The organism is Streptomyces sp. NPDC003036, assembly GCF_040611175.1.
In the GTDB taxonomy this organism is placed as follows: domain Bacteria; phylum Actinomycetota; class Actinomycetes; order Streptomycetales; family Streptomycetaceae; genus Streptomyces.
Map to the genome: position 1 here is coordinate 1 of NZ_JBEXNO010000003.1, position 26,938 is coordinate 26,938.

The 26,938-nt window shown below is 71.6% G+C and carries 19 protein-coding genes, 1 tRNA gene and 2 pseudogenes; 17 read left to right on the forward strand and 5 right to left on the reverse strand.

The window, feature by feature from the left end; all coding sequences use genetic code 11:
* Positions 1 to 3,303 (forward strand): annotated as a pseudogene (locus ABZX67_RS02880) (DUF6531 domain-containing protein); the annotation flags it as partial.
* 874 nt (positions 3,304 to 4,177) lie between these two features.
* On the opposite strand, the gene ABZX67_RS02885 reads toward ABZX67_RS02880, so the two are convergent.
* Together ABZX67_RS02885 and ABZX67_RS02890 are read right to left on the reverse strand one after the other, a co-directional pair.
* Positions 4,178 to 4,654, reverse strand: coding sequence for a heme-degrading domain-containing protein (locus ABZX67_RS02885; RefSeq protein ID WP_355353495.1), 477 nt, complete (start codon positions 4,652 to 4,654; stop codon positions 4,178 to 4,180).
* The gene (locus tag ABZX67_RS02890) at positions 4,651 to 5,715 is read right to left on the reverse strand and encodes a Gfo/Idh/MocA family oxidoreductase (protein WP_355354079.1); all 1,065 of its coding nucleotides are present in this window, start codon (positions 5,713 to 5,715) and stop codon (positions 4,651 to 4,653) included. Before ABZX67_RS02890 ends, ABZX67_RS02885 begins: the two co-directional genes overlap by 4 nt.
* Positions 5,716 to 5,843: 128 nt before the next feature.
* Here ABZX67_RS02890 and ABZX67_RS02895 point away from each other — a divergent pair, with 128 nt between their 5' ends.
* The 14 genes from ABZX67_RS02895 to ABZX67_RS02960 all read left to right on the forward strand — a co-directional run bounded on the left by ABZX67_RS02895 (position 5,844) and on the right by ABZX67_RS02960 (position 19,660).
* On the forward strand, positions 5,844 to 6,956 hold the full coding sequence (locus tag ABZX67_RS02895) for an ROK family transcriptional regulator (protein WP_355353498.1): 1,113 nt from the start codon (positions 5,844 to 5,846) through the stop codon (positions 6,954 to 6,956).
* Positions 6,957 to 7,101: 145 nt separating this feature from the next.
* Positions 7,102 to 7,962, forward strand: a complete 861-nt coding sequence (locus tag ABZX67_RS02900) for a cell wall protein (protein ID WP_355353501.1) — start codon at positions 7,102 to 7,104, stop codon at positions 7,960 to 7,962.
* Between the two features lie 13 nt (positions 7,963 to 7,975).
* Positions 7,976 to 8,851: a GntR family transcriptional regulator gene (locus tag ABZX67_RS02905; protein ID WP_355353504.1), complete on the forward strand. Its 876-nt coding sequence runs from the start codon at positions 7,976 to 7,978 to the stop codon at positions 8,849 to 8,851.
* A gap of 99 nt (positions 8,852 to 8,950) precedes the next feature.
* Positions 8,951 to 10,066 (forward strand): TIGR03364 family FAD-dependent oxidoreductase, encoded by a 1,116-nt coding sequence (locus ABZX67_RS02910; protein ID WP_355353507.1) that lies wholly within the window; start codon positions 8,951 to 8,953, stop codon positions 10,064 to 10,066.
* 5 nt (positions 10,067 to 10,071) lie between these two features.
* Positions 10,072 to 10,749: a phosphonatase-like hydrolase gene (locus tag ABZX67_RS02915; protein WP_355353510.1), complete on the forward strand. Its 678-nt coding sequence runs from the start codon at positions 10,072 to 10,074 to the stop codon at positions 10,747 to 10,749.
* Positions 10,746 to 11,813 carry an ABC transporter ATP-binding protein gene (locus tag ABZX67_RS02920; RefSeq protein WP_355353513.1) on the forward strand — a complete coding sequence of 356 codons (1,068 nt, stop codon included), beginning with the start codon at positions 10,746 to 10,748 and terminating at the stop codon, positions 11,811 to 11,813. Before ABZX67_RS02915 ends, ABZX67_RS02920 begins: the two co-directional genes overlap by 4 nt.
* 40 nt (positions 11,814 to 11,853) lie before the next feature.
* Positions 11,854 to 12,699, forward strand: a complete 846-nt coding sequence (locus tag ABZX67_RS02925; RefSeq protein ID WP_355354082.1) for a 2-aminoethylphosphonate ABC transporter permease subunit — start codon at positions 11,854 to 11,856, stop codon at positions 12,697 to 12,699.
* Positions 12,680 to 13,477: an ABC transporter permease subunit gene (locus ABZX67_RS02930; protein ID WP_355353516.1), complete on the forward strand. Its 798-nt coding sequence runs from the start codon at positions 12,680 to 12,682 to the stop codon at positions 13,475 to 13,477. Before ABZX67_RS02925 ends, ABZX67_RS02930 begins: the two co-directional genes overlap by 20 nt.
* Positions 13,478 to 13,491: 14 nt before the next feature.
* The gene (locus ABZX67_RS02935; RefSeq protein WP_355353519.1) at positions 13,492 to 14,550 is read left to right on the forward strand and encodes a 2-aminoethylphosphonate ABC transporter substrate-binding protein; all 1,059 of its coding nucleotides are present in this window, start codon (positions 13,492 to 13,494) and stop codon (positions 14,548 to 14,550) included.
* Positions 14,551 to 14,698: 148 nt separating this feature from the next.
* Positions 14,699 to 16,228 carry an alkaline phosphatase family protein gene (locus ABZX67_RS02940; protein ID WP_355353522.1) on the forward strand — a complete coding sequence of 510 codons (1,530 nt, stop codon included), beginning with the start codon at positions 14,699 to 14,701 and terminating at the stop codon, positions 16,226 to 16,228.
* An 81-nt stretch (positions 16,229 to 16,309) separates the two neighbouring features.
* Positions 16,310 to 17,089 (forward strand): HAD-IIA family hydrolase, encoded by a 780-nt coding sequence (locus ABZX67_RS02945; protein WP_355353525.1) that lies wholly within the window; start codon positions 16,310 to 16,312, stop codon positions 17,087 to 17,089.
* Between the two features lie 121 nt (positions 17,090 to 17,210).
* Complete coding sequence (locus tag ABZX67_RS02950; protein ID WP_355353528.1) at positions 17,211 to 17,855, forward strand: hypothetical protein; 645 nt, start codon at positions 17,211 to 17,213, stop codon at positions 17,853 to 17,855.
* Between the two features lie 5 nt (positions 17,856 to 17,860).
* Positions 17,861 to 18,535, forward strand: a complete 675-nt coding sequence (locus ABZX67_RS02955; protein ID WP_355353531.1) for a class F sortase — start codon at positions 17,861 to 17,863, stop codon at positions 18,533 to 18,535.
* 102 nt (positions 18,536 to 18,637) lie between these two features.
* Complete coding sequence (locus ABZX67_RS02960) at positions 18,638 to 19,660, forward strand: glycoside hydrolase family 6 protein (protein WP_355353534.1); 1,023 nt, start codon at positions 18,638 to 18,640, stop codon at positions 19,658 to 19,660.
* A 69-nt stretch (positions 19,661 to 19,729) separates the two neighbouring features.
* On the opposite strand, the gene ABZX67_RS02965 is transcribed toward ABZX67_RS02960, so the two are convergent.
* The 3 genes from ABZX67_RS02965 to ABZX67_RS02975 form a co-directional block, all read right to left on the reverse strand.
* On the reverse strand, positions 19,730 to 21,682 hold the full coding sequence (locus tag ABZX67_RS02965; protein WP_355353537.1) for a galactose oxidase-like domain-containing protein: 1,953 nt from the start codon (positions 21,680 to 21,682) through the stop codon (positions 19,730 to 19,732).
* Complete coding sequence (locus ABZX67_RS02970) at positions 21,679 to 23,616, reverse strand: glycosyltransferase family 2 protein (protein WP_355353539.1); 1,938 nt, start codon at positions 23,614 to 23,616, stop codon at positions 21,679 to 21,681. Before ABZX67_RS02970 ends, ABZX67_RS02965 begins: the two co-directional genes overlap by 4 nt.
* A gap of 401 nt (positions 23,617 to 24,017) precedes the next feature.
* A tRNA-Lys gene (locus ABZX67_RS02975) sits at positions 24,018 to 24,091 on the reverse strand.
* A gap of 166 nt (positions 24,092 to 24,257) precedes the next feature.
* On the opposite strand from ABZX67_RS02975, the gene ABZX67_RS02980 reads away from it, so the two are divergent.
* Both ABZX67_RS02980 and ABZX67_RS02985 read left to right on the forward strand, forming a co-directional pair.
* On the forward strand, positions 24,258 to 25,586 hold the full coding sequence (locus ABZX67_RS02980) for a peptidoglycan-binding protein (RefSeq protein ID WP_355353542.1): 1,329 nt from the start codon (positions 24,258 to 24,260) through the stop codon (positions 25,584 to 25,586).
* Between the two features lie 383 nt (positions 25,587 to 25,969).
* A pseudogene (locus tag ABZX67_RS02985) lies at positions 25,970 to 26,896 on the forward strand (SPFH domain-containing protein); the annotation flags it as partial.
* Positions 26,897 to 26,938: the final 42 nt, after the last annotated feature.

A 26,938-nucleotide genomic window follows, 5' to 3' on the forward strand; every position in this document is an offset into this window, starting at 1 on the left:
TGGGAAGCCGCCAAGAAAGACCCCAGCGAATTCATGGGCCGGCTCTTCTTCGAAGCAGCCGTCCCCACCAAGGGAGCAGGCGCCCTCAAGAGCATTGCCAGCGCCGGCCTGAAGGGCAGCGTCCGGCACGGCCTCGACGACGCGGCGAAGGGAGCGGCCCGCAAGGGTGTAGAGGACCCCTCCAAACCGTCTCGGCCGGAAGACGCCGTGGAAAACGGCGGGTCGGACCCCATCGACTTGGCCACCGGCGCGATGTACCTGCCGCAGACGGACATCGCGCTCCCTGGCGTGCTGCCATTGGCGTTTCGGCGCCGTGTGGCCTCCGACTACCGCGCGGGCCGCTGGTTCGGACCCTCCTGGTCCTCCACGGCTGACCAGCGACTGGAAATCGACTCCGAAGGTGTCGTCTTCGTGTGTGAGGACGGCCTCCTGCTCGCGTACCCGCATCCGGCCCCGGGCGTCCCCGTCATGCCCAGCCACGGCCCGCGCTGGCCACTCGACCGCGATGTCGACGGCGACTACACCATCACCAACCCGGACACGGGGCGCGTCTGGCGCTTCGCCACGCGCAGTGCCGGCCTGGCCCTGCTGGCTCAGATCGACGACCGCAACGGCAACTGGATCACCTTCGAGTACGACGCCGAAGGCGTCCCCACGAGCATCGTCCACGGCGCCGGCTACCACCTGAAGCTGACGACGCGTGACGGCCGGATCACAGCCCTGCATCTCGCGGGAGCGGCCTCGGACGGCACAGACCAGGAAATTCTGCGGTACGGCTACACCGAGGGAAACCTCACCGAGGTCATCAACTCCTCCGGGCTGCCCCTGCGGTTCGCCTACGACCAGCGGGCACGGGTCACGTCGTGGACGGACACGAACGGCAGTCGCTACGCGTACGCGTACGACGACCGGGATCGGTGCGTCGCCGAAGGAGGCACCGAGGGCCACGTCACCTTGCGGGTGGACTACGACGGCACGGACGCCGGGACCGGGCTGCGTGTCACTACCGTCACCATGGACAGTGGCGCTGTCTACCGCTATCTGATCAACGATGCCCACCAGGTCGTGGTGGAGATCGACCCCCTGGGAGCAGTCACCCGCTACGAGCGCGACCGCTACAACCGGCTCTTGTCCCGGACCGATCCGATGGGTCGTACCACTCGGTTCCGATACGACGAAGCCGGCCGGATGACGGCTGTTCTCCGGCCGGACGGGACCGAGGCCACCGCCGAGTACAACCACCTGGGGCTGCCGGTCAGGGTCAGCGGTCCGGACCGCACCGCGACACGGCAGGAGTACGACGACCGTGGCAACCGCATCGCGGTCACCGGTCCGTCGGGCGCCACCACGCGCTTCACGTACGACGATCGCGGCCACCTCACCTCCGTCACGGATGCGCTGGGGAACACGACTCGGATCCGCACCAATGCCGCCGGGCTCAGCGTGGAAGTCACCGACCCGCTCGGCGCAACGACGCGAACGGAACGCGACGCGTTCGGCCGCCCCATAGCGATGGTCGACCCGCTTGGTGCCGTCACCACGTTCCAATGGACCCCGGAGGGAAAGCTCGCCCGCCGTACCGAGCCCGACGGCACCGAGCAGACCTGGACGTACGACGGTGAGGGCAACTGCGTCACGCACATCGACGCTCTGGGCGGCGTGTCGCGCTTCGAGTACACCCATTTCGACCTGTTGACGGCCCGGACCGGGCCCGACGGGGCACGTTACGAGTTCCGCCACGACAAGGAGCTCCGCCTCACCCAGGTACGCAACCCGCACGGCCAGACGTGGGACTACGCGTACGACGCCGCGGGCCACCTCATATCCGAGTCGGACTTCGACAACCGCACGCTGACCTATACCCACGATGCTTCCGGCGGCCTCGTCAGTCGGACGGACGCCTCCGGGCAGACGATCCGCTACGAGCGCGATGAGCTGGGTCGCGTCAGGGCGAAGAACGTGCAAGGAACGGTCACGACCTTCGCCTACGACCTGTCGGGCCACCTGGCCGAAGCCGTCGGTCCGGACGCGACGGTCACCCTTCTCCGCGACCGCTTTGGACGCCTGCGGTCCGAGACGGTCAACGGCCGCACGATGAGCTACACCTACGACGAGCTAGGCCGCAAGGTCTCCCGTACGACACCGTCCGGCGCGGTGAGTACCTGGACGTACGATGCGGCGGGCCGACGGGCGGCACTGACGACTTCAGGCCGGACGCTGACGTTCGAGCGGGACGCGGCGGGCCACGAGATCGCCCGCCACGTCGGTGAAGCCGTCACCTTCGCGTCGGGTTACGACGCACTCGGCCGCCTCACCGACCAGCACGTCACGGGCGCGGGCCGCAGTCTCCAGCGGCGGTCCTACAGCTACCGCGCCGACGGAAATCTCATCGGCATCGAAGACCAGCTCTCCGGCAACCGCCGTTTCGAGCTGGACGCGGTCGGCCGCGTCACCGCCGTGCATGCCGCCGGCTGGACGGAGCGATACGCCTACGACGCGACGGGCAACCAAACGGAGGCGTACTGGCCCGCCACGCACCCGGGCCAGGAGGCGATCGGTCCCCGTGAGTACGCCGGTACGGTCATCACCCGTGCGGGCAGAGTCCGTTACGAGCACGACGAGCTCGGCCGCATCGTTCTGCGGCAGAAGGCCCGGCTCTCCAGGAAGCCGGAGACCTGGCGCTACGAGTGGGATGCCGAGGACCGCCTGAGGCAGGTCACCACGCCCGATGGCACGGTGTGGCGCTACCAGTACGACCCCCTGGGACGGCGCATCGCGAAGCAACGCCTCGCTGCCGACGGGGAAGCGGTCGTCGAGCAGGTGACCTTCACCTGGGACGGCACCACACTTTGCGAGCAGATCGCGACTGCGCCGCAATTCCCCCACCCTGTCGCTCTCACCTGGGACCACCACGGATTGCACCCGCTGGCCCAGACGGAGCGGGTTCTTGGAGCCGGGACGTCGCAGGAAGTGATCGATGAGCGGTTCTTCGCCATCGTCACGGACCTGGTTGGTGCGCCCACCGCACTCGTCGACGCCTCTGGGGCTTTGGCGTGGCGAACTCGCAGCACGCTGTGGGGGACCACCGCGTGGAACACGAATGCAGAAGCGCACACGCCACTCCGTTTTCCAGGCCAGTATCACGATCCAGAGTCAGGTCTCCACTACAACTACTACAGGCAGTACGACCCCGAAACAGCCCGGTATCTCACACCGGATCCGCTGGGGCTCGCCCCTGCCCCTAATCCTGCGACTTACGTTCGTAATCCGCACACCAGGTCCGATTCGCTTGGTCTGGCGCCGGATTGCGAGGACGGAGAAGTGCGCGGACCCTTCGAGTTCAGGCCGCCAAGTCCAAACCATCCGCCCAGTGTGACGGCGACTGAGGCCATGGGATCCGCTCCGACGGGTGGAAATATCGACTGCTCTGAGGTCGCGGAATATATTCGCAGGAATTCGAACGATGAAGGGAAGATTATCAACTTCACGATTTATGGTGACCCTGTGATTCGAATCCCGGAGGAAGGGGGGCGCAACGTGGTCGACTACCGGTACCATGATGTCTATACTGACGGGCGATATGTGTATGACCCGGTCATGAGCCGGGATCCGATCCCTTACGGCGATTATGAGCGCGCTATCAGGCTTATGAATCCGGGTAAGAAGCTGTTGATTAAAGATGGCGGGTATTCAGGGCCGCTCTGGTGACTTGATCGGGGAAGGGTGTGGAAATGTCGTCGCGAGCTCTGAACGCCATGAGAACCCTTGCGAGATTCGGCGACCTTGCATGGTTCAAGCTGAGTGCCGGGCCGCATCCTGTCTACGGGTATCTGCAAGTTCCCTATCTTGGGTGGCGCTACGCTGCTCCGCCGGCCGGCATGTCCGGTTTGCTTGGGTGTGCGATTGGCGGCGTGCAGACTGCCGTGGAGTGGACGTTTGACACAACCCGGCGGAATTGGCTTCTCGTTCCCTCTCGAATCCTTCATGAGGGGGAAGGGGGCGGCCCGCGTGCTTTTCAGGATGCTGTCCACTCGGTCACTGCGAATGACCAGGAGTTCTGCAGGAGGGCACTGGGTGACCTTGATGAAATTCTACGCACCCTTGCCCTCATTCCACTGCCGTTCGACGGGAAATGACTCAGACTCGTGCGCTGCAACGGTCGCGCATGGATGCAGGCTCACAACCCCGCGATGAACCGCTCCAGCGCCTCCACCACCAGTGCGTGGTCCTCCAGCTGCGGCAGGCCCGAGACCGTCACCGTGCCGATGGGGCCCGCGACGCCGGTGACCGTGAGGGGGAAGGAGCCGCCGTGGGCCGCGTAGTGGTCGGGGTCGAGGCGGGAGTCGGTGTCGAAGGACTTGCCCTTGGCGCGGAAGCGGGTGCCCACGAGGAGGGAGCTCTCGGCGTAGCGCTCGACGACGCGGCGCTTGCGGTCGATCCAGGCGTCGTTGTCCGCGCTGGAGCCGGGAAGGGCGCAGTGGAACAGCCGCTGGGGGCCGCGGTGGATGGCGATCGCGACCGGGGCCCGGCGATCGCGGGCCAGGTCGACCAGCAGGGTGCCGAGGCGCCAGGCGTCGTCGTGCGTGAAGTGGGGGAGCGTCAGGCGGGCCTGCTGGGCTTCGAGCTCCTCGATGGTGGGGGCCGTCGCGGTCACAGCGTCACCGCCACGCCGTCGCGGGCCGAGCGGCGCGCCGCCTCCAGGACGTCCAGCGCGGCCGCCGCCTCGTGGGCCGTCACCGGCGGGGCCGTGCCGTCGCGCAGGGCGGCGGCGACCGCCGCGTAGTACGCCGGGTAGTCGCCCGGGAGCGACGGGACCGGCGTGCCGCCGCCCGTCAGCGGGGACTCGCCCGCACCGAGGCGGCCCCACAGCGGCTCCGGCTCCCTGCCCCAGTCCGGCCCCGGCAGCAGGCCCTCGCGCAGGGCCGCCTCCTGCGGGTCCAGGCCGTACTTGACGTACCCGGCCCGCGAGCCGAGCACCCGGAAGCGCGGGCCGAGCTGGGCGGCGGTGGCGCTGACGTACAGGTGGGAGCGGACGCCGTTCGCGTGCGTCAGCGCGATGAAGGTGTCGTCGTCCGCCTCCGCGCCCGCGCGGCGGACGTCCGACTCGGCGTACACCCGCGTGGCCGGGCCGAACAGCACCAGCGCCTGGTCCACGACATGGCTGCCGAGGTCGTAGAGCAGCCCGCCGAACTCCTCCGGCGCCCCCGACTCGCGCCAGCCGCCCTTGAGCTGCGGCCGCCACCGCTCGAAGCGGGACTCGAAGCGCTGTACGTCGCCGAGCTCGCCGCGCTCGACGAGCGAGCGGAGCGTGAGGAAGTCGTTGTCCCAGCGGCGGTTCTGGAACACGGAGAGGAGCAGGCCGCGCTCCTCGGCGAGGGCCGCGAGGCCGCGCGCCTCCGCCGCCGTGCCCGCGACCGGCTTGTCGACGACCACCGGCAGACCGGCCTGGAGGGCGGCGGTCGCGACCGGGACGTGCGTCTTGTTGGGGGAGGCGATCACGATCAGGTCCAGCTCGTCCGCCCGGGCCCACAGCTCCTCCGCGGCCTCGGCGACCCGGACGTCCGGGAACGCGGCGCGCGCCTGCTCCTGGCGCTGCGGGTTGGAGGTGACGACCGTGTCCAGGGCCAGGCCCTCGGTCGCGGCGATCAGCGGGGCGTGGAAGACGGAGCCCGCGAGGCCGTAGCCGACGAGTCCGACGCGGAAGGGGCTGTTCATGCCGGGCGTGCCGGGCGTGCCGGGCGTGCCGGGCGTGCCGGGCGTGCCGTGCGTCCGATGCGTGCCTGTCATGCCGACCACTTAAGCAACGCTGTTGCCAAAGTGCAAGCGCACAGGACAATGGGACCGTGAACATCAACGCTCTGCGCAGCCACAACACCGCCCTGCTGCTCAATCTCCTGCGGCAGGCCGGCGCGGACGGCGTCAGCCGGCTGGAGCTCGCCGAGCGCACCGGACTCACCCCGCAGGCCATCAGCAAGATCACCGCACGGCTCCGGGACGAGGGCCTCGCCGTCGACGCCGGGCGCCGCGCCTCCACGGGAGGCAAGCCCCGCACCGTACTGCGCCTGGTGCCCGGCGCCGCCCACGCCGTCGGGCTCCACCTCGACCGCGACGAGCTGACGGCCGTACGCGTCGACCTGGCCGGGGCGGTCGTAGCGGCGCGCGGCGTCCCGCTCAACCTCGGCGCCGGAACCGAGGCCGTCCTCGAGGTGGTCGCGCGGGAAGCGGCGGGCCTCCTCGACGGGACCGTCCTCGGCGTCGGGGTCGCCATGCCCGGGCCGCTCGACCACACCACCGGCGTACCGCACCGCGTGACCGGCTTCCCCGAATGGGACGGGTTCCCGCTGCGGGACGCGCTCGCCGAGCGCCTCGGCCTGCCCGTCGTCCTCGACAAGGACACGAACGCCGCCGCCTTCCGTATCGCCGCGCGCGGGCGGGGCGGCGAGTCGTTCGCGTACCTCCACCTCGGTACGGGGCTGGGGGCCGGGCTCGTCCTCGGCGGCACGCTGTACCGGGGGGCGAGGACCGGTGCGGGGGAGTTCGGGCACCAGACCGTGCAGCTCGACGGCGCGCCGTGCGGGTGCGGGGCGCGCGGCTGCCTGGAGGCGCTGTGCCTCGCGGCCGTGGCGCGCGGTGACCTGGCGGAGGCCGCGCGGGTGCTGGGCGTCGGCGCCGCCAATCTCGTCGGGCTGCTGGACATCGACCGCGTGCTGCTGGGCGGGCGCGTCGTCACGGGGGCGCCGGAGCCCTTCGTACGAGGTGTCGGCGCCGTCCTGGCGGAGCGCGCCCGCCGCGAGGGCGGCGTACCGCCGGTACCGGTGACCGTCGCGGACGCCCACCCCGTCACGGCCGCGGGCACGGGCGACGGCGGTGGCCCCGCCGAGGGCAGCACCACGGCCGACCACCCGGTCGCCCAGGGCGCGGCGCTGCTGGCGCTCGCGCCGGTGTTCGGCCTCTGAGGGGCCGCCCCCGCCCGCCCCGCTGCGCCGTACGGGTGCATACGTGCCCCCGTACGGCGGGCCGTCCCGCCCTGCCCGATGCGGCGACGCCGATGCGTGGCAGGTTCTCGGGGCACGACTTTCCGCGCCCCGCCGAAGGTGCCCCATGCGACTGCGCCACGCCCTCGCCACCGGAGCCACGGTTGCCCTGCTCGCCGTCCCCTCCGCCGCGGGCACCGCGCTGGCCGCGCCCACCCCTCCGCCCGTCGCCGGGGGCGGCGCCGACACCGCCGGCGGTGCCGACGCCATCGCCCTACCGGAGCGCCAGCCGACCTGCGGGAACCCCGCCGACACCGCCTTCCCGATCGGTACGCGGATCAAGGACGGGCCCACCGTCTACGAGGCCGGCGGCGGCTTTCAGACCTGGCGCGTCGAGCTGACCAACACCACCGCCCGGACCTGCGGCAACATCCACCCCGTCATCGTCTTCACCGACCGCGCGCAGACGCTGCAGCCCTCGCAGATCCAGCTGGAGTTCTACGAGGACGAGAAGGGCCCCGCGCAGGGCGGCCGCCCGCACCCCGTCACCATCGAGCGAACCGACCACAACGAGCTCGTCGGTGTCCTCGACAACGGCTTCCCCGGCTACACCGTTCCGCCCGGCCGGACCCTCACCGTCCCCGTACGGCTCGCCTTCACCTCCGACGCCCGCCCCGACGAGGTCACCGCCAACGCCGCGATCGTGCAGCGCCGGGGCGACGACGGCGACTGGGTCGGGGAGTCCGGCGACTACCGCTTCGCCGTGCACGGCGAGGAGGAGCGCCCGACCGGCGAGGCCACAGCCGGGGCGCGGCCCACGGGGCCGCCGCCGACCGGCGAGGCCGCGACCGGGGAGCCGGGTCTGGCGGAGGAGCTGCCGAGGACCGGCCACGACACCCTCCTCCTGGCCGGGGCCACCGCCCTCGCGCTGCTCCTCGGCGCCGGAGCGCGGTGGTGGGTCGGGCGCCGGAGAGGCGGGCGGCACTGACGTTCACGGGCGCGTGCACCGACGCGTGCACGCGTTCATGGGCGCGTGCACCGACGCGTGCACGTACGCGTTCACGTACGTCTGCGACCATCCCGCCGTGGACTACCCGAACGGCCAGGCCTCCCCTGGCGCACCCGGCGCACCCGGCGCACCCGTCCGCTCCGGCATCCCGGAGCACGGCCGCGTCCCCAAGTACTACGCGGTCAAGGCCCGCATCTCCGCCCTCGTCGACGAGCTCGGCGAGGGCGGGGCCCTGCCCACCGAGCGCGATCTGGCCGTGCGGTACGAGGTCTCGCGCGAGACCGTACGCCAGGCCCTGCGCGACCTGCTGCTGGAGGGCCGGCTGCGCCGCCGGGGGCGCGGCACCGTCGTCGCCGGGCCCAAGCTGGAGCAGCCGCTGGCCCTCGCCAGCTATACCGAGGGCGTACGGCGCCAGGGGCGCAGACCCGGCCGCCACCTCGTCTCCCTCGACCGTTTCCCGTCCCCGCAGGAGCTCGCCGCCGATCTCGGCATCGCGCCCGGCGACCCCGTCTGGCACCTGGAGCGGGTGCTGCTCGCCGACGACGAGCGGGTCGGGCTGGAGAGCACGTACGTCTCCGAGGCCCGTGTCCCGCGTCTGGACACCGACTTCGACCCGGAGTCCTCCTTCTACGCGTACCTGCGTGAACGGCTCTCCATCACCTTCGGCGACGCCGACGAGCGCATCGAGACGGTCCTGGCCACCCCGCGCGAGGCGCTGCTCATCGGGACGCCGCCCGCGCTGCCCATGCTCCTGCTGCACCGCGTCTCGCGGGACACCGACGGCAGACCGCTGGAGCGCGTCCGCACCCTCTACCGCGGTGACCGCTTCAGCTTCACGACCCATCTCGGGCCCCACCAAGGGGGATAACGGAACGGTAACGGGTCTAGGCCAAACTTGCGGGGGCGTTCACCTTCCCGTCGCCGACCCGACCCACCCGCGCCACCCGCCGCCGCGACCGTTTCCGCCGTGAGAGTCATCGTCGTAGGAGCCGGCGTGGTGGGCACCATGCACGCCTGGCACGCAGTGGAGCGCGGCCACGAGGTCGTACAGATCGAGCGCGAGACCGAGGCCCGGGGGGCCTCCGTCCGCAACTTCGGCCAGATCTGGGTCAGTGGCCGCGCGGGCGGTGAGGAGCTGGAAACCGCCCTGCGCGCCCGCGCGTTGTGGGAGTCCATCGGCACCCGTGTGCCCGCGCTCGGCTTCCGGGCCATCGGCTCGCTGACCCCCGTCCGCACGGAGCTGGAGCTCGCCGTCGCCGAGGCCGCGGTCGCCCGGCCCGACGCCGCCGCCCGCGGCTACCAGCTCCTCACCCCCGCCCGGGCCCGCGCCCTCAACCCCGCCCTGCGCGGCGACTTCACCGCCGCCCTGTGGTGCGAGCGGGACGCGGCCGTCGAACCGCGCACCGCGCAACCGGCGCTGCGCGAAGCGCTGCACGCCTCCGGGCGCTACACCTTCCTCCCCGGACGGGAGGTCCGCGAGGTCGTCGGCGAGAACGCGGTGCGCGACGACCACGGTGACGTCCACCGCGGCGACGCCGTCGTCCTGTGCACCGGCGCCTGGCTCGGCGGGCTCGTCCGCGAGCTCACGGGAGGCGACCTGCCCGTACGCCGCGTACGCCTCCAGATGATGCAGACCGACCCGCTCGGCGAGCCCCTCACCACCTCCGTCGCCGACGCCGACTCCTTCCGCTACTACCCGGCGTACGCCTCCGACGCCCTGGAGGCCGGACAGCCCCAGGAACCCGTCGCCGCCGCGCACCGCATGCAGCTGCTGATGGTGCAGCGGCTCGACGGCGGGCTGACCATCGGCGACACGCACGAGTACGAGCACCCCTTCGCCTTCGACACCCTCGAAGACCCCTACGAGCACCTCACCCGGGTCGTCGAGTCCTTCCTCGGCCGGCCGCTGCCGAGGATCCGCCGCCGCTGGGCCGGGGTGTACGCGCAGTGCACCGACACGAGCCGCGTCGTCCACCGCCGGCGGGTGCGCGACGGCGTGTGGCTGGTGACCGGCCCCGGCGGGCGCGGCATGACGTGCTCGCCCGCCATCGCCGAGACGACCGCGAACGAACTGGGTTGGTGACCACCATGGCAAGAGAACTCGTCGTCCTCGACATGGCCGGTACGACGGTCGCCGACGGCGGCCTGGTGGAGGAGGCGTTCGCCGCGGCCGCCCGCCGGCTCGGCGAGGAGCCGACCACGGCCATGCTGGACCACGTCCGCGCCACCATGGGCGAGTCCAAGATCTCCGTCTTCCGGCACCTCTTCGGCGAGGAGACCCGCGCGCAGGCCGCCAACCGCGCCTTCGAGGAGGCGTACGGGAAGCTGGTCGCGGACGGGCGGATCGCGCCGGTGCCGGGCGCCGCCGACGCCGTCCGCGAACTGCGGGACCAGGGGCGCACGGTGGTGCTGACCACCGGGTTCGCCCGCGTCACGCAGGACGCCATCCTCGACGCGCTCGGCTGGCGCGACCTCGTCGAGCTGACGCTCTGCCCCGCCGACACGCCCGGCGGGCGCGGGCGCCCGTACCCCGACATGGTGCTGACCGCCCTGCTGCGCACGGGCGCGGCGGACGGCGTCCAGGGCGTCGCGGTCGCCGGTGACACGTCGTACGACATGCTCAGCGGCGTACGGGCCGGGGCGGGGGTCGTCGCGGGCGTGCTGACGGGCGCGCACGGCGCGGACGCGCTCCGCGCGGCGGGCGCCACGCACGTCCTCGGCTCGGTCGCCGAACTGCCCGCGCTCCTCGCCGAGGTGGAGGCATGACCGGGAGCGGTATCCGCTTCGAGGGGGTCTCCGTCGCGTACGGCGGGAACGTCGTCCTCGACTCCCTCGACCTCACCGTCGAACCCGGCGAGGTCATGGCCCTCCTCGGCCCGTCCGGCTCCGGCAAGACCACCGCGCTGCGGGCGGTCGCCGGGTTCGTACGGCCGGTGTCGGGGCGGGTCTTCATCGGCGACCGCGACGTCACCGCACTGCCGCCGTACCGGCGCGGCATAGGGATGGTCGTCCAGCAGTACGCCCTGTTCCCGCACATGAAGGTGGCCGACAACGTCGCCTTCGGGCTGCGCGCCCGGAAGGCGCCGAAGTCCGGGATCCCGGCGCGGGTCGCCGAGGCGCTGGAGATGACCGGCATGGCCGCGTACGCCGGGCGCTACCCGCGCGAGCTGTCCGGCGGGCAGCAGCAGCGCGTCGCGATCGCGCGGGCGCTCGCCATCCGGCCGGGCGTGCTGCTGCTCGACGAGCCGCTGTCCGCGCTGGACGCGCAGCTGCGCTCCGGGATGCTCGCGGAGCTGGCGCGGCTCCACCGCGAGCTGCCGGACGTGTCCATCCTGTACGTCACCCACGACCAGGTGGAGGCGCTGACGCTGGCGGACCGCATCGCGGTCATGGACCGGGCGCGGCTGCGGGACTGCGGCACGCCGCAGGAGCTGTACCGGAGGCCGCGCACGGAGTTCACCGCGTCGTTCGTCGGCAACGCGAACCTGCTGCCGGTGACCGTCGGCCCGTCCGCCGGGACCGTCGCCTTCGCGGGGCGCGAGCTGGACGTCCCGCTCCCGGCGGACGTGGCCGGTGGCGCCACCCTGTGCGTACGCCCGCACCTCCTCGGCCTCGGCGAGGGGCCCAACACCCTGCGCGGCACGCTGGAGGAGGTCCAGTGGCGCGGCTCGACGCATCGCCTGTACGTCGACGTCGCCGGCCACCGTGTGATGGCGGACGTCCGTGAGCTGCGCGAACCGGGCGACCTGCCGCCGCTGGGCGCGGAGGTGGCGCTGCACTTCGCACCGGAGGACGCGGTGCTGCTGCCGGCGGAGGTGACCGGTGGGTAGCGCGTCGCCGTCCGCGGGCGCGGGCTCGGGCGCAGCTCTCCTGGCGGGTGGCCCCCCGCCGTCGGCCTCCGTCTCCCGACCCCGCCTGTCCGCCCGGCTCTGGGCCCTTCCACCCGTCCTGGCCCTCGGGGTCGTGTTCCTCTACCCCCTCGCCCTCGTCGTCCAGGAGTCCCTCGCCCCCGGCGCGTACGCAGGCGTCTTCGCGTCGGACGCCTTCCGGGAGGCGCTGGCCACGACCGTGTGGCTGGCGGTCGGGGCGACCGCCGGGTGCCTCGTCCTCGGGTTCGTGCTCGCGCTGGTCATCGCGTTCGTGCCGTTCCCGGGAGGGCGGGCCGTCGCCAAGTTCATCGACGTCTTCCTCTCCTTCCCCTCCTTCCTCATCACGCTCGCGCTCCTCTTCCTCTACGGCACCGTCGGCATCGCCAACGGCCTGTGGACCGACGTCACCGGGGCCGCCGAGGGGCCGTTCCGGTTCCTGGCGACGCCGTGGGGGGTGCTGCTCGCCGAGGTCACGTACTTCACGCCCTTCGTCATGCGGCCGCTCCTCGCCGCGTTCTCGCAGCTCGACACCGCGCAGCTGGAGGTGGCGTCCGCGCTGGGCGCCCGCCCGGCGCGGATCGTGCGGCAGGTGATCCTGCCCGAGGCGCTGCCCGCGCTCGCCGCCGGCGGGAGCCTCGTCCTCGTCATGTGCCTGAACGAGTTCGGCATCGTGCTGTTCACCGGCGCCAAGGGCGTGACGACCCTGCCGATGCTGGTCTACGGCAAGGCGATCCTCGAGTCCGACTATCCGGCCGCGTGCGTCGTCGCGGTCGTCAACATCGCGATCTCCGTGGGGCTGTACGCCCTCTACCGGGTGGTGAGCCGTCGTGTTGGTGCACAGCGCTAAGAGCCGGTGGGCGCTCTGGGCCCTCTTCCTCGTCCTCTTCCTGCCGCTCTTCGCCCTCCCCCTCCTCGTCATCCTCGCCGCCTCCTTCTCCACGCACTGGTCCGGCGCCCTGCCCTCCGGCCCCACCGCCGAGCACTACGCCTCCGCCGTGCGCGGCGAGTCGCTCCATGCGCTCACCACGAGCCTGGTCACGGCCCTCACCGCGAGCGCCCTCGCGCTCGTCGTCGGGACGTGGGCCGCGCTCGCGGCGCACGCGCTCGGCAGGCGCGGACGCAGGACGCTCGACGCGCTGTTCGTGCTGCCGGTCGCCGTCCCGTCCGTCGTCGTCGGACTCGCCGTGCTCGTCGCGTTCTCGCAGCCGCCGCTGCTGCTCAACGGCACCCGGTGGATCGTGGTCCTCGCGCACACCGTGCTCGTCACGGCGTTCGCGTACCAGTCCGTCTCCGCCGCCCTCGTACGCCTGGACCCGGTGTACGAACAGGCCGCCGCGAGCCTCGGCGCCCGGCCCGCGTACGTGCTCCTCCGGGTGAAGCTGCCGCTGCTGCTGCCATCGCTCAACGCCGCCGCCGGGCTCTGCTTCGCGCTGTCCATGGGGGAGCTCAGCGCCACGATGATGCTCTACCCGCCGGACTGGCTGCCGCTGCCGGTGCTGATCTTCACGGCCACCGACCGCGGGTCCCTCTTCACGGGCTCGGCGCTCGCGGTCGTCCTCATGGCGGCGACGCTGCTCGTCCTGCTCGCCGTCTCCCGCATCCGTACCAAAGCCACGTACCGCTAGGAGAGAACGACGTCATGCTTACGTACGCCAAGCCGCTCGCCGCCACCGCCGCGAGCCTCCTCCTCGCCGCCGCACTCACCGGCTGCGGCACCGGCTCCGCCGCCTCGAACGAGAAGGTCGTCACCGTCTACAGCGCCGACGGCCTCAAGGGCGAGAAGGGCGACGGCTGGTACGACCAGGTCTTCGCGGACTTCGAGAAGGAGACCGGCATCAAGGTCGAGTACGTCGAGGGCGGCTCCGGCGAGATGGTGCAGCGCGCCCTGCGCGAGAAACGCAACACCCAGGCCGACGTGCTCGTCACCCTCCCGCCCTTCATCCAGCAGGCCGACTCCAAGGGGCTGCTCCAGCGGTACGAGCCGCAGGGCGCCGACCACGTCCACGGCGCCGACAAGGCCGCCGACGGCGCCTGGACCTCCGTCGTCAACAACTACTTCGGCTTCGTCTACAACAAGAAGGAGCTCCCCAAGGCCCCCACCACCTGGGAGGAGCTCCTCGGTGCGGCGTACAAGGACAAGCTCCAGTACTCCACGCCGGGCGTCGCGGGCGACGGCACCGCCGTCGTCATCAAGGCCATGCACGACTTCGGCGGCCAGAAGCCGGCCATGGAGTACCTGAAGAAGCTCCAGGCCAACAACGTCGGCCCGTCCTCCTCCACCTCCAAGCTCACCCCCAAGGTCGACAAGGGCGAGCTCCTCGTCGCCAACGGCGACGTCCAGATGAACTTCGCGCAGGCCAAGTCCATGCCGAACCTCGGCATCTGGTTCCCGGCCCGGCAGGGGGGCAAGCCCACCACCTTCGCCCTCCCGTACGCCGCCGGCCTGGTCAAGGACGCCCCGCACAGCGAGAACGGCAAAAAGCTCCTCGACTTCATGCTCAGCGAGCGGGCGCAGCGGCAGGTCAGCGCGGTCGGCGGCGGCTTCCCCGCCCGTACCGACGTCAAGCCCACCGACGCCAACGCCATCGAGCTGGCCGCGCTGATGAAGGGCGTCGACGTCTTCGAGCCGGACTGGGCGGACGTCGACAAGAACCTGAAGACGTACATCGACGCGTGGAAGACGGCGACGGGCAGCTGAAGCGCGGCAGCCGAAGCGCTGCCAACAGTTCACCGCACGTATCTGGTGCCCCGCGAAAAGTAGCGGAAGCATAACGGGTATGGACCAACACCCCTGTGCCGCAGGGGTGTTGGCGTACGCCCCCGACCCCCTCGATGGAGGTTCCCCGATGCCGAACACCGGCATGTCCCGCCGTACCGTGCTCGTCGCCGCAGCAGCCGGGGCCGCCACGGCAGCGGTCGCCGCCGCCCCGGCCGTCGCGGCCCCGACGCTGCCGAACGGCACCAGCCAGGACAAGGTCCTCGTCGTCGGCATGGACGGCCTGCGCCACGACAGAATCGACGCCGCCAACGCCCCCCACATGAAGGCGATGATGGCGAACGGCACCTACGGCCTGTCCCTGCTGTACGCGAACCCCATGGCCGCCACCTCCTCCGGCCCCGGCTGGTCGACCATCTCCACCGGTGTCTGGCCCGACAAGCACGGCGTCAAGGACAACACCTTCACCGGCAAGAACTACGGGCAGTACCCCGGCTTCCTCGCCCGCCTCGCCCAGGTGCGGCCCGGGCTGTCCACGTACGCCGCCGTCGACTGGAAGCCGCTGGACACCCAGGGCACCGTCACCCCCGGCGCCGACGCCAAGCTGGTCCTCGACGGCGACCGGGACGGCTACGTCGCCCACGACGCCACCATCACCGCCGAGACGGAGTCGATCCTCCGCGACCAGAACCCCGACGTCCTCTTCGTCTACCTCGGCAACACCGACGTCGTCGCGCACGCGAGCGGCACCGGGCAGAAGTACCTCGACGCCATCGCCGTCCAGGACGCCCAGCTCGGGCGGATGCTCGCCGCCATCAAGGCCCGTCCGACGTACGCCTCCGAGCGCTGGACCGTCATCGTCGCCACCGACCACGGCCACGTGGACGCGGGCGGCCACGGCGGCAGCTCCATCGAGGAGCGGCGCACCTTCGTCCTGGCCACCGGCCCCGGCATCGCCGCCGGCGCCCGGCCCCTCGACACCCGGCTCGTCGACGTCGCCGCCACCGTCTTCCACCAGCTCGGCATCGTCCCCGACCCGGCCTGGGGCCTGGACGGCAAGCCGATCCAGCAGCGCTCCACCGACCCCTTCGACACCCTCCAGTCCGCCCTGACGCAGCGCGTCGACGAGACCGGCATCCCCGCCGGGGTCCTCGGCTTCACGCACACCCCGCCCAGCGGCTGGTCCGTCATCAACAACGCCATGGGCACCGGCGGCATGACCGAGTGGCGCGGCTGGTCCTTCGCCACCGACGAGTTCTGGTCCCGCACCCAACGCGACCAGCAGCGCGAGCTCAACGTCCGCGCGCGCGGCGTCTTCGCGGTCGCCGACTCCGACGAGTGGGCCGACAAGTCCTTCTCCGGTACGTACGACTCGACGCTGGTCACGCCCGCGTACAGCGTCAGCGGCAAGAGCAGGGTCACCCTCGACTTCACCACGCTCTACCGCCAGGAAGGCAGCCAGACCGCCGAGGTCCTCGCCTCCTTCAACGGCGGCACGCCGACCGTCGTCAAGAGCTACACCTCCGACGTGATCTCCACGCCCCAGTCCCTCACCGTCGCCGTCCCCTCCGGCGCGTCCAGCGTCAGCTTCCGTTTCCGTTACACCGGGTCCAACAACTGGTACTGGACGATCGACGGGGTGAAGATCACCTCATCCTGATTAGTCTGGGGGCGTCGCCACAGTGCCGTCGCGGCGCCCCCAGCACCCACGCACGACTTGCACGGCAGGAGTCCCGCAACCATGGCAGAGCGCAAGCCGATCGAATCCTGGCTCACCGACATGGACGGCGTCCTCATCCACGAGGGCGTCCCCATCCCCGGCGCCGACGCGTTCATCAAGAAGCTGCGGGACACCGACAGGCCCTTCCTGGTCCTCACCAACAACTCCATCTACACCGCCCGCGACCTGCACGCCCGGCTCGCCCGCATGGGCCTGGACGTGCCCGTCGAGAACATCTGGACCTCGGCCCTCGCCACCGCCCAGTTCCTGGACGATCAGCGGCCCGGCGGCACGGCCTACGTCATCGGCGAGGCGGGGCTCACCACCGCGCTGCACGACATCGGGTACATCCTCACCGACCACGCCCCGGACTACGTCGTCCTCGGCGAGACCCGCACCTACAGCTTCGAGGCCCTCACCAAGGCGATCCGGCTGATCAACGGCGGCGCCCGCTTCATCTGCACCAACCCCGACGAGACCGGGCCGTCCGCCGAGGGCCCGCTGCCCGCGACCGGATCGGTCGCCGCGCTCATCACCAAGGCGACCGGCAAGGACCCGTACTTCGCGGGCAAGCCCAACCCGCTGATGATGCGGACCGGGCTCAACGCCATCGGCGCGCACTCCGAGACCAGCGCCATGATCGGCGACCGCATGGACACGGACGTGCTGGCCGGCCTGGAGGCGGGCATGGAGACGTTCCTGGTGCTGACCGGGCTGACCAGCCCGGCCGATGTGGACCGCTACCCCTTCCGGCCGTCCACCGTCGTCGACTCCATCGCCGACCTGGTCGAGCGCATCTGACGGAACCGGCCGCATCACCGCAGGTCACAGCGGTAGCTGCGCCGAATGGCCGCCCCCGTCGTCCCCTGGAGATGCGAAAAGTCCCGACAGGAGTGAATCTTCGAGTACCAGGAGGTTCACGATGCGTTCAGGACTGCTCGCTTTCCGTGCCGCAGGGGCGGCCACCGTACTGGCGCCCGTGCTGGTGCTCGCACCGGCCGCCGGCCTCGCGCACGCGGGGGAGGAGGAACCGGGTGGCCACCACAAGGTGACGGCCCTCGTCTACCCGGCCACCGCGGCCCCCGGCGCCGGCGTCGACATCCGCGTCACCGGCTGCAAGCGCGACCACGGCCACGCCAGATCCAAGGCGTTCGTCACCGAGGCCCCGCTCTCCGCCCACGACGGCAAGGGCGCGCCCCTGCGCGGCACCACCGCCGTCAAGTCCCACATCGCCCCTGGTACGTACGACGTCACCGTGCACTGCGACGGCCGCGACCACCGCGCCGCGGGCGCCGTCCACGTCATGCTCCCCACGCCCGCCACCCCCACCGCGCCCGTACGGGCCGGCGGCGGCGGCGCGGCCACGCTCGCCGCCGACCCCGCCCAGGCCCCGAGCGTCGCCGACGCCGTCACCGGAGCCGACGAGGCCGGGCCCGGCACCCCGCACACCGTGATCGGCCTCGTCCTCGCGGGCGCGGCGGCCGTCGCCGTCGCGTTCCGCAGCGCCCGCCTGCGCCGCCGCCGGCGTACCGGCGCGGGGGCGGGCACGGGCCCGGGCACGGACTGACGGCCATGGCGTCGAGCCCGGACCGCCCGGCCGGCTCCGGGCGGCTGCTCACCGGCGTGGCCTGGGCCCTGCTCCTCCTCGGCCTGTGGCTCTGGGGCAGGGAGATACCCGACGGCCCCGGCGGCCTGTCCGCCCCCGCCACCGGCGACGCGGCCGCCGTCGGCCGCCCCCTCGGCGTACCGCTGCCGCCCGCCCACCCGCCGCTGGAGCCGGCCGGGCCGACGCGGCTGGAGGTGGAGTCGCTGGGCATCGCGGCTCCGGTCGTGGCGCGGGGATTGGACGCCACCGGGGCGGTGGACCCGCCGCCGTACGAGACACCGCGGACCGTCGGCTGGTTCGGCGCCGGCAGCGAGCCCGGCACGGACGGCGCCGCGCTCTTCGTCGGCCATGTCGACACCGAGACCGAACCGGCCGTCTTCTACGGACTGAGCTCGGCCCGCCCCGGCGAACGGGTCCGGGTGACCCGGACCGACGGCTCGACCGCCGAGTTCACCATCGAGGACGTGCAGGTCTTCGCACGCGACGAGTTCGACCCGAAGAAGGTGTACGGGCAGCGGAGACCGGGCCGCGCCGAGCTGCGGCTGATCACCTGCGGCGGCACCTTCGACCGCGCCTCGGGCGCCTACACGGCGAACGTCGTCGTCTCCGCGTACCTCACGGGCGTGACCGGGGCCCGCTGATCCGTAACCGGCCCGTGTGCCAGGATGGATTGGACCGGGCTTGTCCGGGGCAGGGGCGCCTGGGGGGGTGGCCCCCGACGACAGTGCACCAAAGGGGAGTGGATGTACGGCAGTTGCACCGGTCGTGTACGCCTGGGCGCGGCCGCGATGGGGGTGGTCGCGGCGCTGCTGCTGGCGGGGTGTTCCTCCTCCGACGGCGGGAAACAGCCGCAGGGGGCGGCACCGGCGATCGGCCAGCAGCCCAAGGAGATCTCCCCGTTCTGGGTCAATCCGGAGGGGAAGGCGGCCCAGGCGTTCGCCAGTCGCCTGCGTGACGGCGACACGGCGAACGCCGAGCTGCTCAAGAAGATCGCCACCCAGCCGGTGGGCCAGTGGGTGGGGGCGGAGAACCCGGAAGCGGAGGCCCGCGGCTACACGGAGGCCGCCGCCGAGGCCGACCGGGACGCCGTCCTGGTCCTCTACAACATCCCCCACCGCGACTGCGGCCAGCACTCCGCGGGCGGCGCCGCCGACGGCAACGCGTACCGCGACTGGCTCGACAAGGTCGCCAAGGGCATCGGCGACCGGCCGGCCACGGTGATCCTGGAGCCGGACGCCGTGATGCACATGGTGGACAACTGCACCGACGGGCGCTACCACGAGGAGCGGTACGACCTCCTGCGCGGCGCCGTGCAGCGGCTGAAGCAGCAGCCCCGCACCAAGGTGTACCTGGACGCGGGCAACGCGGGCTGGGGCAAGCCCGACCAGATCTTCGAGCCGCTGAAGCGGGCGGGCGTCGGGCAGGCCGACGGCTTCGCGGTGAACGTCGCCAACTTCCAGACCACCGAGGCCAGCAAGGAGTACGGCCGGAAGGTCTCGGCGAACGTCGGCGGCAAGCACTTCGTCATCGACACCAGCCGCAACGGCAACGGCCCCTACACCGAGGGCGACCCCGCCGAGCGCTGGTGCAACCCGCCGGGCCGCGCGCTCGGCGAGACGCCCACCACCGACACCGGCGACCCGCTGGTCGACGCGTACCTGTGGATCAAGCGCCCCGGCGAGTCGGACGGCGACTGCAAGGGCGGCCCGAAGGCGGGCGACTGGTTCCCGGAGTACGCCCTCGAACTGGCCCGCAACACGAAGTAGGACCGCGTACGCGAAGGGCCCCGGCAGCCGATGCGGCGCCGGGGCCCTCGCGACGTCACGGGTGTCGCGTTACGGAACCTCGACCCAGACTGCCTCCGACGGCGTGCCCTTGTCGTCCGTCACGAAGAGCATGTACCAGCCGGACGGCACCAGCGCCCGGTTCTTCGGCACCGTCACCTCGATGCCGTCCGCCGTCTTCTCCACCTCCAGCGCGATCGAGCGCTGGTCGACGTCCGTCACGTGCGTGACCGCGCTCGGCCGCATCAGCTTCGCCGTCTTGATCTTCGCGGCGTCCGGCGTCTTGAAGACCCCGCTCTCGCCGCGCTCGATCGTCTTCGGCCCCGAGGTGACCTTCGGCCGCGCGTCCCGGTACAGGTAGGGAGGGGTGTAGATCTCGATGCGCTGCTCGAAGACGCCGGGCTTGGTGTTGGCGGCGTCGGCGAAGAGGGAGTCCGAGCCGAAGATCATCACGCGGCCGTCGGGCAGCAGCACGGACCCGGAGTGGTAGTTGCGGCCCACCTCCGGATCGGCGACCCGCTTGTACTGGCCGGTCTTCGGGTCGTACGTCCGCGCCTGGAGGATGTTGGAGCCGCCGCGGCCCCGGTAGTCCTCGGAGCCGCCGGTCACCAGCACGGTGTCGTCCGGCAGCAGCGAGGCGCTCGGGTAGCGGGTGCCCTTCTCCAGCGTGGCGCCGTCCTTGAAGCGGGGGTTCGGGTCCTTCAGGTCGACCAGGCGGGACTTCTCGCTGGACTCCTGGGACTCGCCGACCCCGCCGCCGCCGATGACCATGAACTTCTGGTCCTGCGCGGGCGGCAGCATGACCGTCGCCGAGGTCTCCATCTTGTCGGGGTCGCTCAGGCCCGGGATCTTGTCGAATGTGTTGGTCTCCAGGTCCCAGACGCCCGGCTCACGGCCGACGTCGGCGGGGCCGTACCCGGCGTTGGAGCCGGAGTAGAAGAGCTTGCCGTTGTCCATCAGGAAGATCGCCGGGTAGGTCGGGAAGCGGCGCTCGATCCCGGTGTACTCCCACGTCTTGGTCTTCGGGTCGTAGATCTCGTCCTTGCCGGGGACGATCTGCCCGATCTCGTCGAGGCCGGAGAGGGCGAGGACCTTGCCGTCCTCGAGGGTGGTCAGCGTGGGGTACCAGCGGGCCTCGTTCATCGGGTCGACCTTGATGTACTTCTCGGCGACCGGGTCGAACTCGAAGGCGTCCTTGATGCCCTGGAAGTCCTTCTTGTCGAGGGCGAGCTTCTGCGCCATGCCGTAGACGTTGCGGGCGTCCTTGCCCTTGAGGCCCTCGACCTTGTAGTTGTCCTCGGTGCCGGTCTCGAACTCCTTGCCGGACTCCTCGGCCTCCACGTAGATCCGGCCGAGGCCCGGCTGGGTGCGCAGGAAGCGGCCGGTGGCCGGGTCGAAGACCTTCTTCGCCTTCTCCACCAGGATCGGGTCCTTGGAGACGAAGGTCTTGCCGTTGGCCTTGCCGGTGAACTTCGTGCCCGCGGGCAGTGTGATCGGCTTGTCCGGGTCCTCGTTGTGGACGATCATCAGGCCGCCGGCCTTGGTGACGTCGCCCTTCAGCTTCTCGTACCGCTTGGTGCCGCCCGCGACCAGCAGCTTCCCGTCGGGCAGCTGGGTGTGCCCGGCGCAGAACATGTCCTTGGGCGTGGGGATCTTCTTGAAGGTGTTCGTCTTCGGGTCCCACAGCACCGACTCGAACTTGTTCGCGTCGAAGTTCTTCTGGTTGTTGCCGGATCCGGCGATGAGCAGCACCTTGCCGGTGTGCAGCAGCGCCGCGTGGATGGTGTTGATCCGGAACTCGGAGGGGACGTCGAGGAAGTCCCAGTGGCCGTTGGCGGCCTTGTACTCCGGCTTGTTGATCGTGTAGTCGTGGTACTTCTCCGAGCCGTACCGGTACAGGGCCGGCCCGTTGAACCCGGCGACCACCGCGACCACCGCCGTGCCTATCAGGATGCGACGGGCGCGGTTCTTCCGGTGGTTGGGCCGGACGGGCAGGCTGCTCATTTGTTACGTCCCCCAAGGGCGATCTGCATGGTGTCGTTCTGCTCGGCCCACCTCGGCCGGTCCTGCGGCGCGTGGTCCACGGCCGGCGCGGGCGGCTGCGGCGGCCGGCCCCCGCCGGCGTGCCGCGCGGGGCGTCGCTTCTTCTCCTGGCGCAGCATGTGCCGCCAGACGAAGATCGGCAGCGCGGTGATCAGCGTCGCGAACGACGCCCAGATGACCATCGCGGGGTGGGAGTTGCCGAAGACGAAACCGGCGACCATGGAGCCGACGAAGATCGCGATGAAGTACCAGTGGTACCGGAAGGTCCCGAACCACCGGTCCGGGCTCGCCGAGTCACCCTTGGGGGTGACGACGAACTTGCTCTTGCGGCGCAGGGCGGAGTCGATCAGCGCCTTGGCGTAGAGCGGCGCGGACAGCGCGGACATGACCATGCCGGCCACGCCGCCGGATCCCTCCGGCTCGTGCGGGGAGACGTTGTGGCGGCGGTTCCAGACGTACAGGCCGATCTGGAGCGCGGAGGCGTTGCCGTAGAGCATCAGCCACACGGTCGGGTCGATGTTCACGCCCGAGGCGCCCAGGCCCAGGAAGAGCGCGCAGCTCAGCGCGGCGAGGATCCAGTTCAGGGCGGACATCGGATAGAAGATGATCATCATCGTGTAGTTGAAGAGCTTGCCCGCCGGCAGCGTGCCGAAGCCCTTCCAGTACTGCTTGAGGATCGTCTCGTACGTACCGCGCGACCAGCGCATCTGCTGGGTGAAGAAGTCCGTCCACGCGCTGGGGCCCTCGCCGACCGCGAGGACGTCCGGGGTGTAGACGGAGCGCCACTTCCGGCCCGTCGCCGGGTTCTTGTGGCGGTGGATCTCGAAGCCGGTCGCCATGTCCTCGGTGATCGAGTCGTACAGGCCGCCGATCTGCTTCAGCGCCTTGATGCGCACGGCGTTCGACGTGCCGACGAACATGGGCGCGCCGTAGCGGTTGCCGGCGCGCTGGATCAGCGCGTGGAAGAGGAACTGCTGCGACTCGGCGGCCTTGGTGACGAAGTTGTCGTAGTTGCCGTAGACCTGCGGGCCGATGACGAAGCCGACGTCCGGGTCGCGGAAGAAGCCGAGCATGCGCTCCAGGTAGTTCGGCAGCGGCACGTGGTCGGTGTCGACGGAGGCGAAGAAGTCGTAGTTGTCGCCGTGCGCGTCCAGCCAGGCGTTGTAGTTGCCGTGCTTGGTCTTGGCGCGATGGGGGCCGGAGGGCTGGTTCCACTTCGCGATGCCCTTGCGGGAGAAGTGGTGCACACCCAGGCGCTCGCAGACGGCCTTGACCTCGGGGTCGTCGCCCTCGTCCAGTAGCCAGACGTGCATGAGCCCGCGGTGACGGATCCTCACCGCGGCCTCCAGTGTCTTCGTCACCATCTCCAGGGGCTCCTTGCCCGGGACGAAGGAGGTGAGGAAGGCGACGCGGGTGCCGGTCTCCGGCACGACCGGTATCGGGTCACGGGCGACGAGGGTCGCGTGCGCGTTCGACAAGACGTTCATGCAGCGGAAGAGCTCGATCAGGCCGATCGAGACGAGCATGACGACGTCGAGGGCCGGCAGCCAGGGGAAGGCCGGGTAGTCGCGCTCCGTCCAGTGCGAGGGCTGGAGCAGCCAGACCAGCAGCACCAGCGAGAGCACCGGCGCCGCGGCGAGCATCAGCGCGACCCGGATGCGGTGCGGCTCCTGCGAGATGAGGGACCGGTACTGCACCGTGTACGGCTTGTTCGGGTCCGGCTGGGTGAGCGGCCCGGCGAGCCTGCTGTAGTGCTCGTAGTCGTAGCGCGGCAGTGGCTTGGCGACGGCGCGCTGCCGGGGCCCGCCCCCGGTCCGAAGCTGCGGGGGCACCCGAAGCTGAGTGGTCCGGGATGGGTCGTTGTCCTGCCGGGCGCCGGATGGCGTCGACGTCATGAGTCATCCCCCTGCACGCATGCTGGCTGCGTGATTGGTCGTGTTCGTTCACACCCGGGTCGCGCGATTTCCTCGGCTTCCCTCGGCCGCCGCGAACGGGTGCATCAGTGGCGGGCCGCCGTCTCCTCAGACAGGAAACAGAGGCCTTCCGGTTGCATGATGCCTGTCCTGTGATCGGCTTGTGAACGGGCCCCCGCCCCATCGATTCCGTCACCGGAGCACCTGCGGAAGGCCACTCCCCCAACTGCGCGAACCGAATGCCCCCTTGGGGTGCCGGTTCCACGCCGGAGTCTACGGCCCCCTTCTTGATCACACGGATGACCGCGAGGGCGACCGCACGGATGTGGCCACGGAAACGATCGAGGCCCCCTCACCGGTGGTGAGAGGGCCTCGACCTCGCGTGCGCCGCCAGGGACTCGAACCCCGGACCCGCTGATTAAGAGTCAGCTGCTCTAACCAACTGAGCTAGCGGCGCCTGCTGACCTGCATAACTCTACCGGATGTCCGGGAGTGGTCCCGACCATCCCGCCCCGGCGGCTCGGCCTGTCAGCTGACCGGTTTTCCCCTTCCTTCAGTCAAAATGCGACATATCTGGATGGTTGGGACACTGGCGCCCGTACCGCAGCGAGGAGAGGATCCGCATGGCCGCCGCCCTGGTCTTCGAGGAGTACGAGCCCGACGCCGACTGCCCGTGTGCGGGCTGCGCCCGGCAGCGGCGCGAGCTGGCTCTCGGGCTCGCCGTGCACGCCGGCGGCCACCCCGCCGCCCACGGCGCCCGCCGCGCCCTGGTCCTGGTCACCGCGGCCGGCGTGGCCCTGGGTGCGGGCGCCGGCGCCGCGCCGGGGGCCGAGGCCCCCACCGCCCACCCGCCGGCACGGGCCGGGACCACCGGCGCCCACGCGGGCCGCGACGACCCCGGGCCCGACACGCCGCAGGGCCAGGCGGGGCCCCTGCACGGGCGGCCGCGCCCAGGGCCGACGGCGAGTCAGGCGGGGGTGTCCGTGCACGCGCTGCGCCGCACCACCCGCGCCGAGATCATCAACCGGGCCAAGCTCTGGGTCGCGGCGAAGGTCCCGTACTCGATGGAGAAGTACTGGCACGACGGCTACCGCCAGGACTGCTCCGGTTTCGTCTCGATGGCCTGGGGCCTGCCCGGCAACGAGTGGACCGGCACCCTCGACCGGTACGGCACCCCCCTGAGCCATAGCGAGCTCGAGCCCGGCGACATTCTGCTGTTCCACAACCCCGACGACCCGAACAAGGGCTCGCACGTCACCATTTTCGGCGGCTGGACGGACTACACGCGCACCTACTACATCGCCTACGAGCAGGCCCGGCCGCACGCCCGCCGGCAGGCCACGCCCCTGGCGTACTGGACCAACTCCAGCCGCTACGTGGCCTACCGCTACAAGGGCCTCAGCGCCCTTCCCACCGCCGGGGGCCGGAGCACTCCGGTGTCCTACCCCGGCGCCGGCTCCTTCGGGACCGGCGCCGACAACCGGTACGTGACCCAGCTGGGGCGGATGCTCGCGGCGCGCGGCGGCGAGGGGTTCTACCGCTCCGGGCCCGGGCCCCGGTGGGGCGACGCCGACCGCAAGGCCACCCGGGCGTTCCAGCGGGCGCAGGGCTGGCGGGGCCGCGAGGCGGACGGGCTGCCCGGGCCGCACACCTGGCGGCTGCTGGTGAAGGGGCAGGGCCGCGACATCCCGGGCACCGCCCGCAGCGCCGGCGCGCCGGCCTTCCCGGGGCGCGGCTGGTTCCGGCCGGGCCAGTCCAACGCGTACGTCGAGCAGCTCGGCCGCCGGCTGGTGAAGCGGGGCTTCGGCGCCCACTACCGCTCGGGGCCGAGCCCGCGCTGGAGCGAGGCCGACCGGCGCAACGTCGAGGCGTTCCAGCGGGCGCAGGGCTGGCGGGGCCGGGAGGCGGACGGCTATCCGGGGCCGGAGACATGGCGGCGGCTGTTCCGATGACCGGGCGTGAGGACGAGGAGCGAGTGATGCGTACGGGGACGCCGGAGGGCGAGGGGACGCCGAGCGGCGGGGCGCACGTGCGGCGCGTCCCGGTGATCGGCCACGAGACGACCGGGCCCATCCCGGTCCATCTGCTGTTCCGGGACGACGGGGAAGGCGAGGGCGGTGGCGACGGCGCCACGACCGCGACCGCTGCGACCGGCGTGACCGGTGTGGTGGTCGGCCCCGTCACGGCGGTACGCGAGGAGGCGCCGCCGCGGCCGCCCGTGGGCTCCGCGCCCAAAGCCGCGCCCAAAGCCGTGTACGGAACCATGTCCGGGACCGTGGCCGGCGCCGGGTCCGTACCGACCCAGGCACCGGCACAGGTGGCGGCGTCCGCCCGGTCGCGCCCCGTGCCGTCGGGCGATCCGCGCCTCGTGGAGCGGCCGGGGCCCGCGCTGCCCGGCTGGGCCGGGGTCGTCGCCGGTGCCGCCGCGCTCGCCGGGTGCGCGGCCGTGCTCTGGTGGGTGGGTGTCGTGCCCCCGGCACTGACGCACATGCTGCGGCTGCCGTCCCCTCCGTACAACGGCATCGCCCTCGGCTGGTGGGCGCTGCTGGCGCTCGGGGTGCTGCTGACGCTGTTCGCCTTCGGCGGGCTGGCGCGCGGGCGGGTCGGCTACGCGTGGGTGCTGACCCTCTTCGGCGACTACCGGGGCAGCGTGCGGCGCACCGGGCTGGTGTGGGTGAGCCCGCTCATGCTGCGCCGCCGGGTCGACGTACGGCTGCGGCACTGGCGCAGCGAGCCGTTGCCCGCCGTGGACGCGCACGGTACGGCGCTGCGGGTGGTGGTGCTGGTGGTGTGGCGCATCCGGGACACGGTCCGGGCGGCGCTCGGGGTCGCGGACCACGAGCAGTACCTGCGCGAGCAGGTGGAGGCGGCGATGGCCCGGGTGCTCTCGCAACTCCCGGCCGACGCTTTCCACGAGGACGCGCCGACGCTGCGGGACGCGGAGGTGGTGGGGGACACGCTGACGCGGATGCTGTCGGAGGAGTGCGCTCCGGTCGGCATCGACGTCTTCTCGGCGCAGCCGACGCGGATCGAGTACGCGCCCGAGATCGCGGCCGCGATGCAGCGGCGGCGCATCGCGTCGATCGACGCCAAGCACCGGGACGTGGTGCTCACCTCGGTGGTGGACGCGGTGGACGACATGGTCCACCGGCTGACCACGCGTGGTCTGGTCGAGCTGGACGACTACGACCGCAAGGCGCTGGTCAAGGACCTGACGGTGGCGTTCTACACGGGCCGCAGTGGTCCGGTCGAAGGCCCGTGATTGGTATGGACATGTCTAATTGACGTCCCTACATTGGGAGTT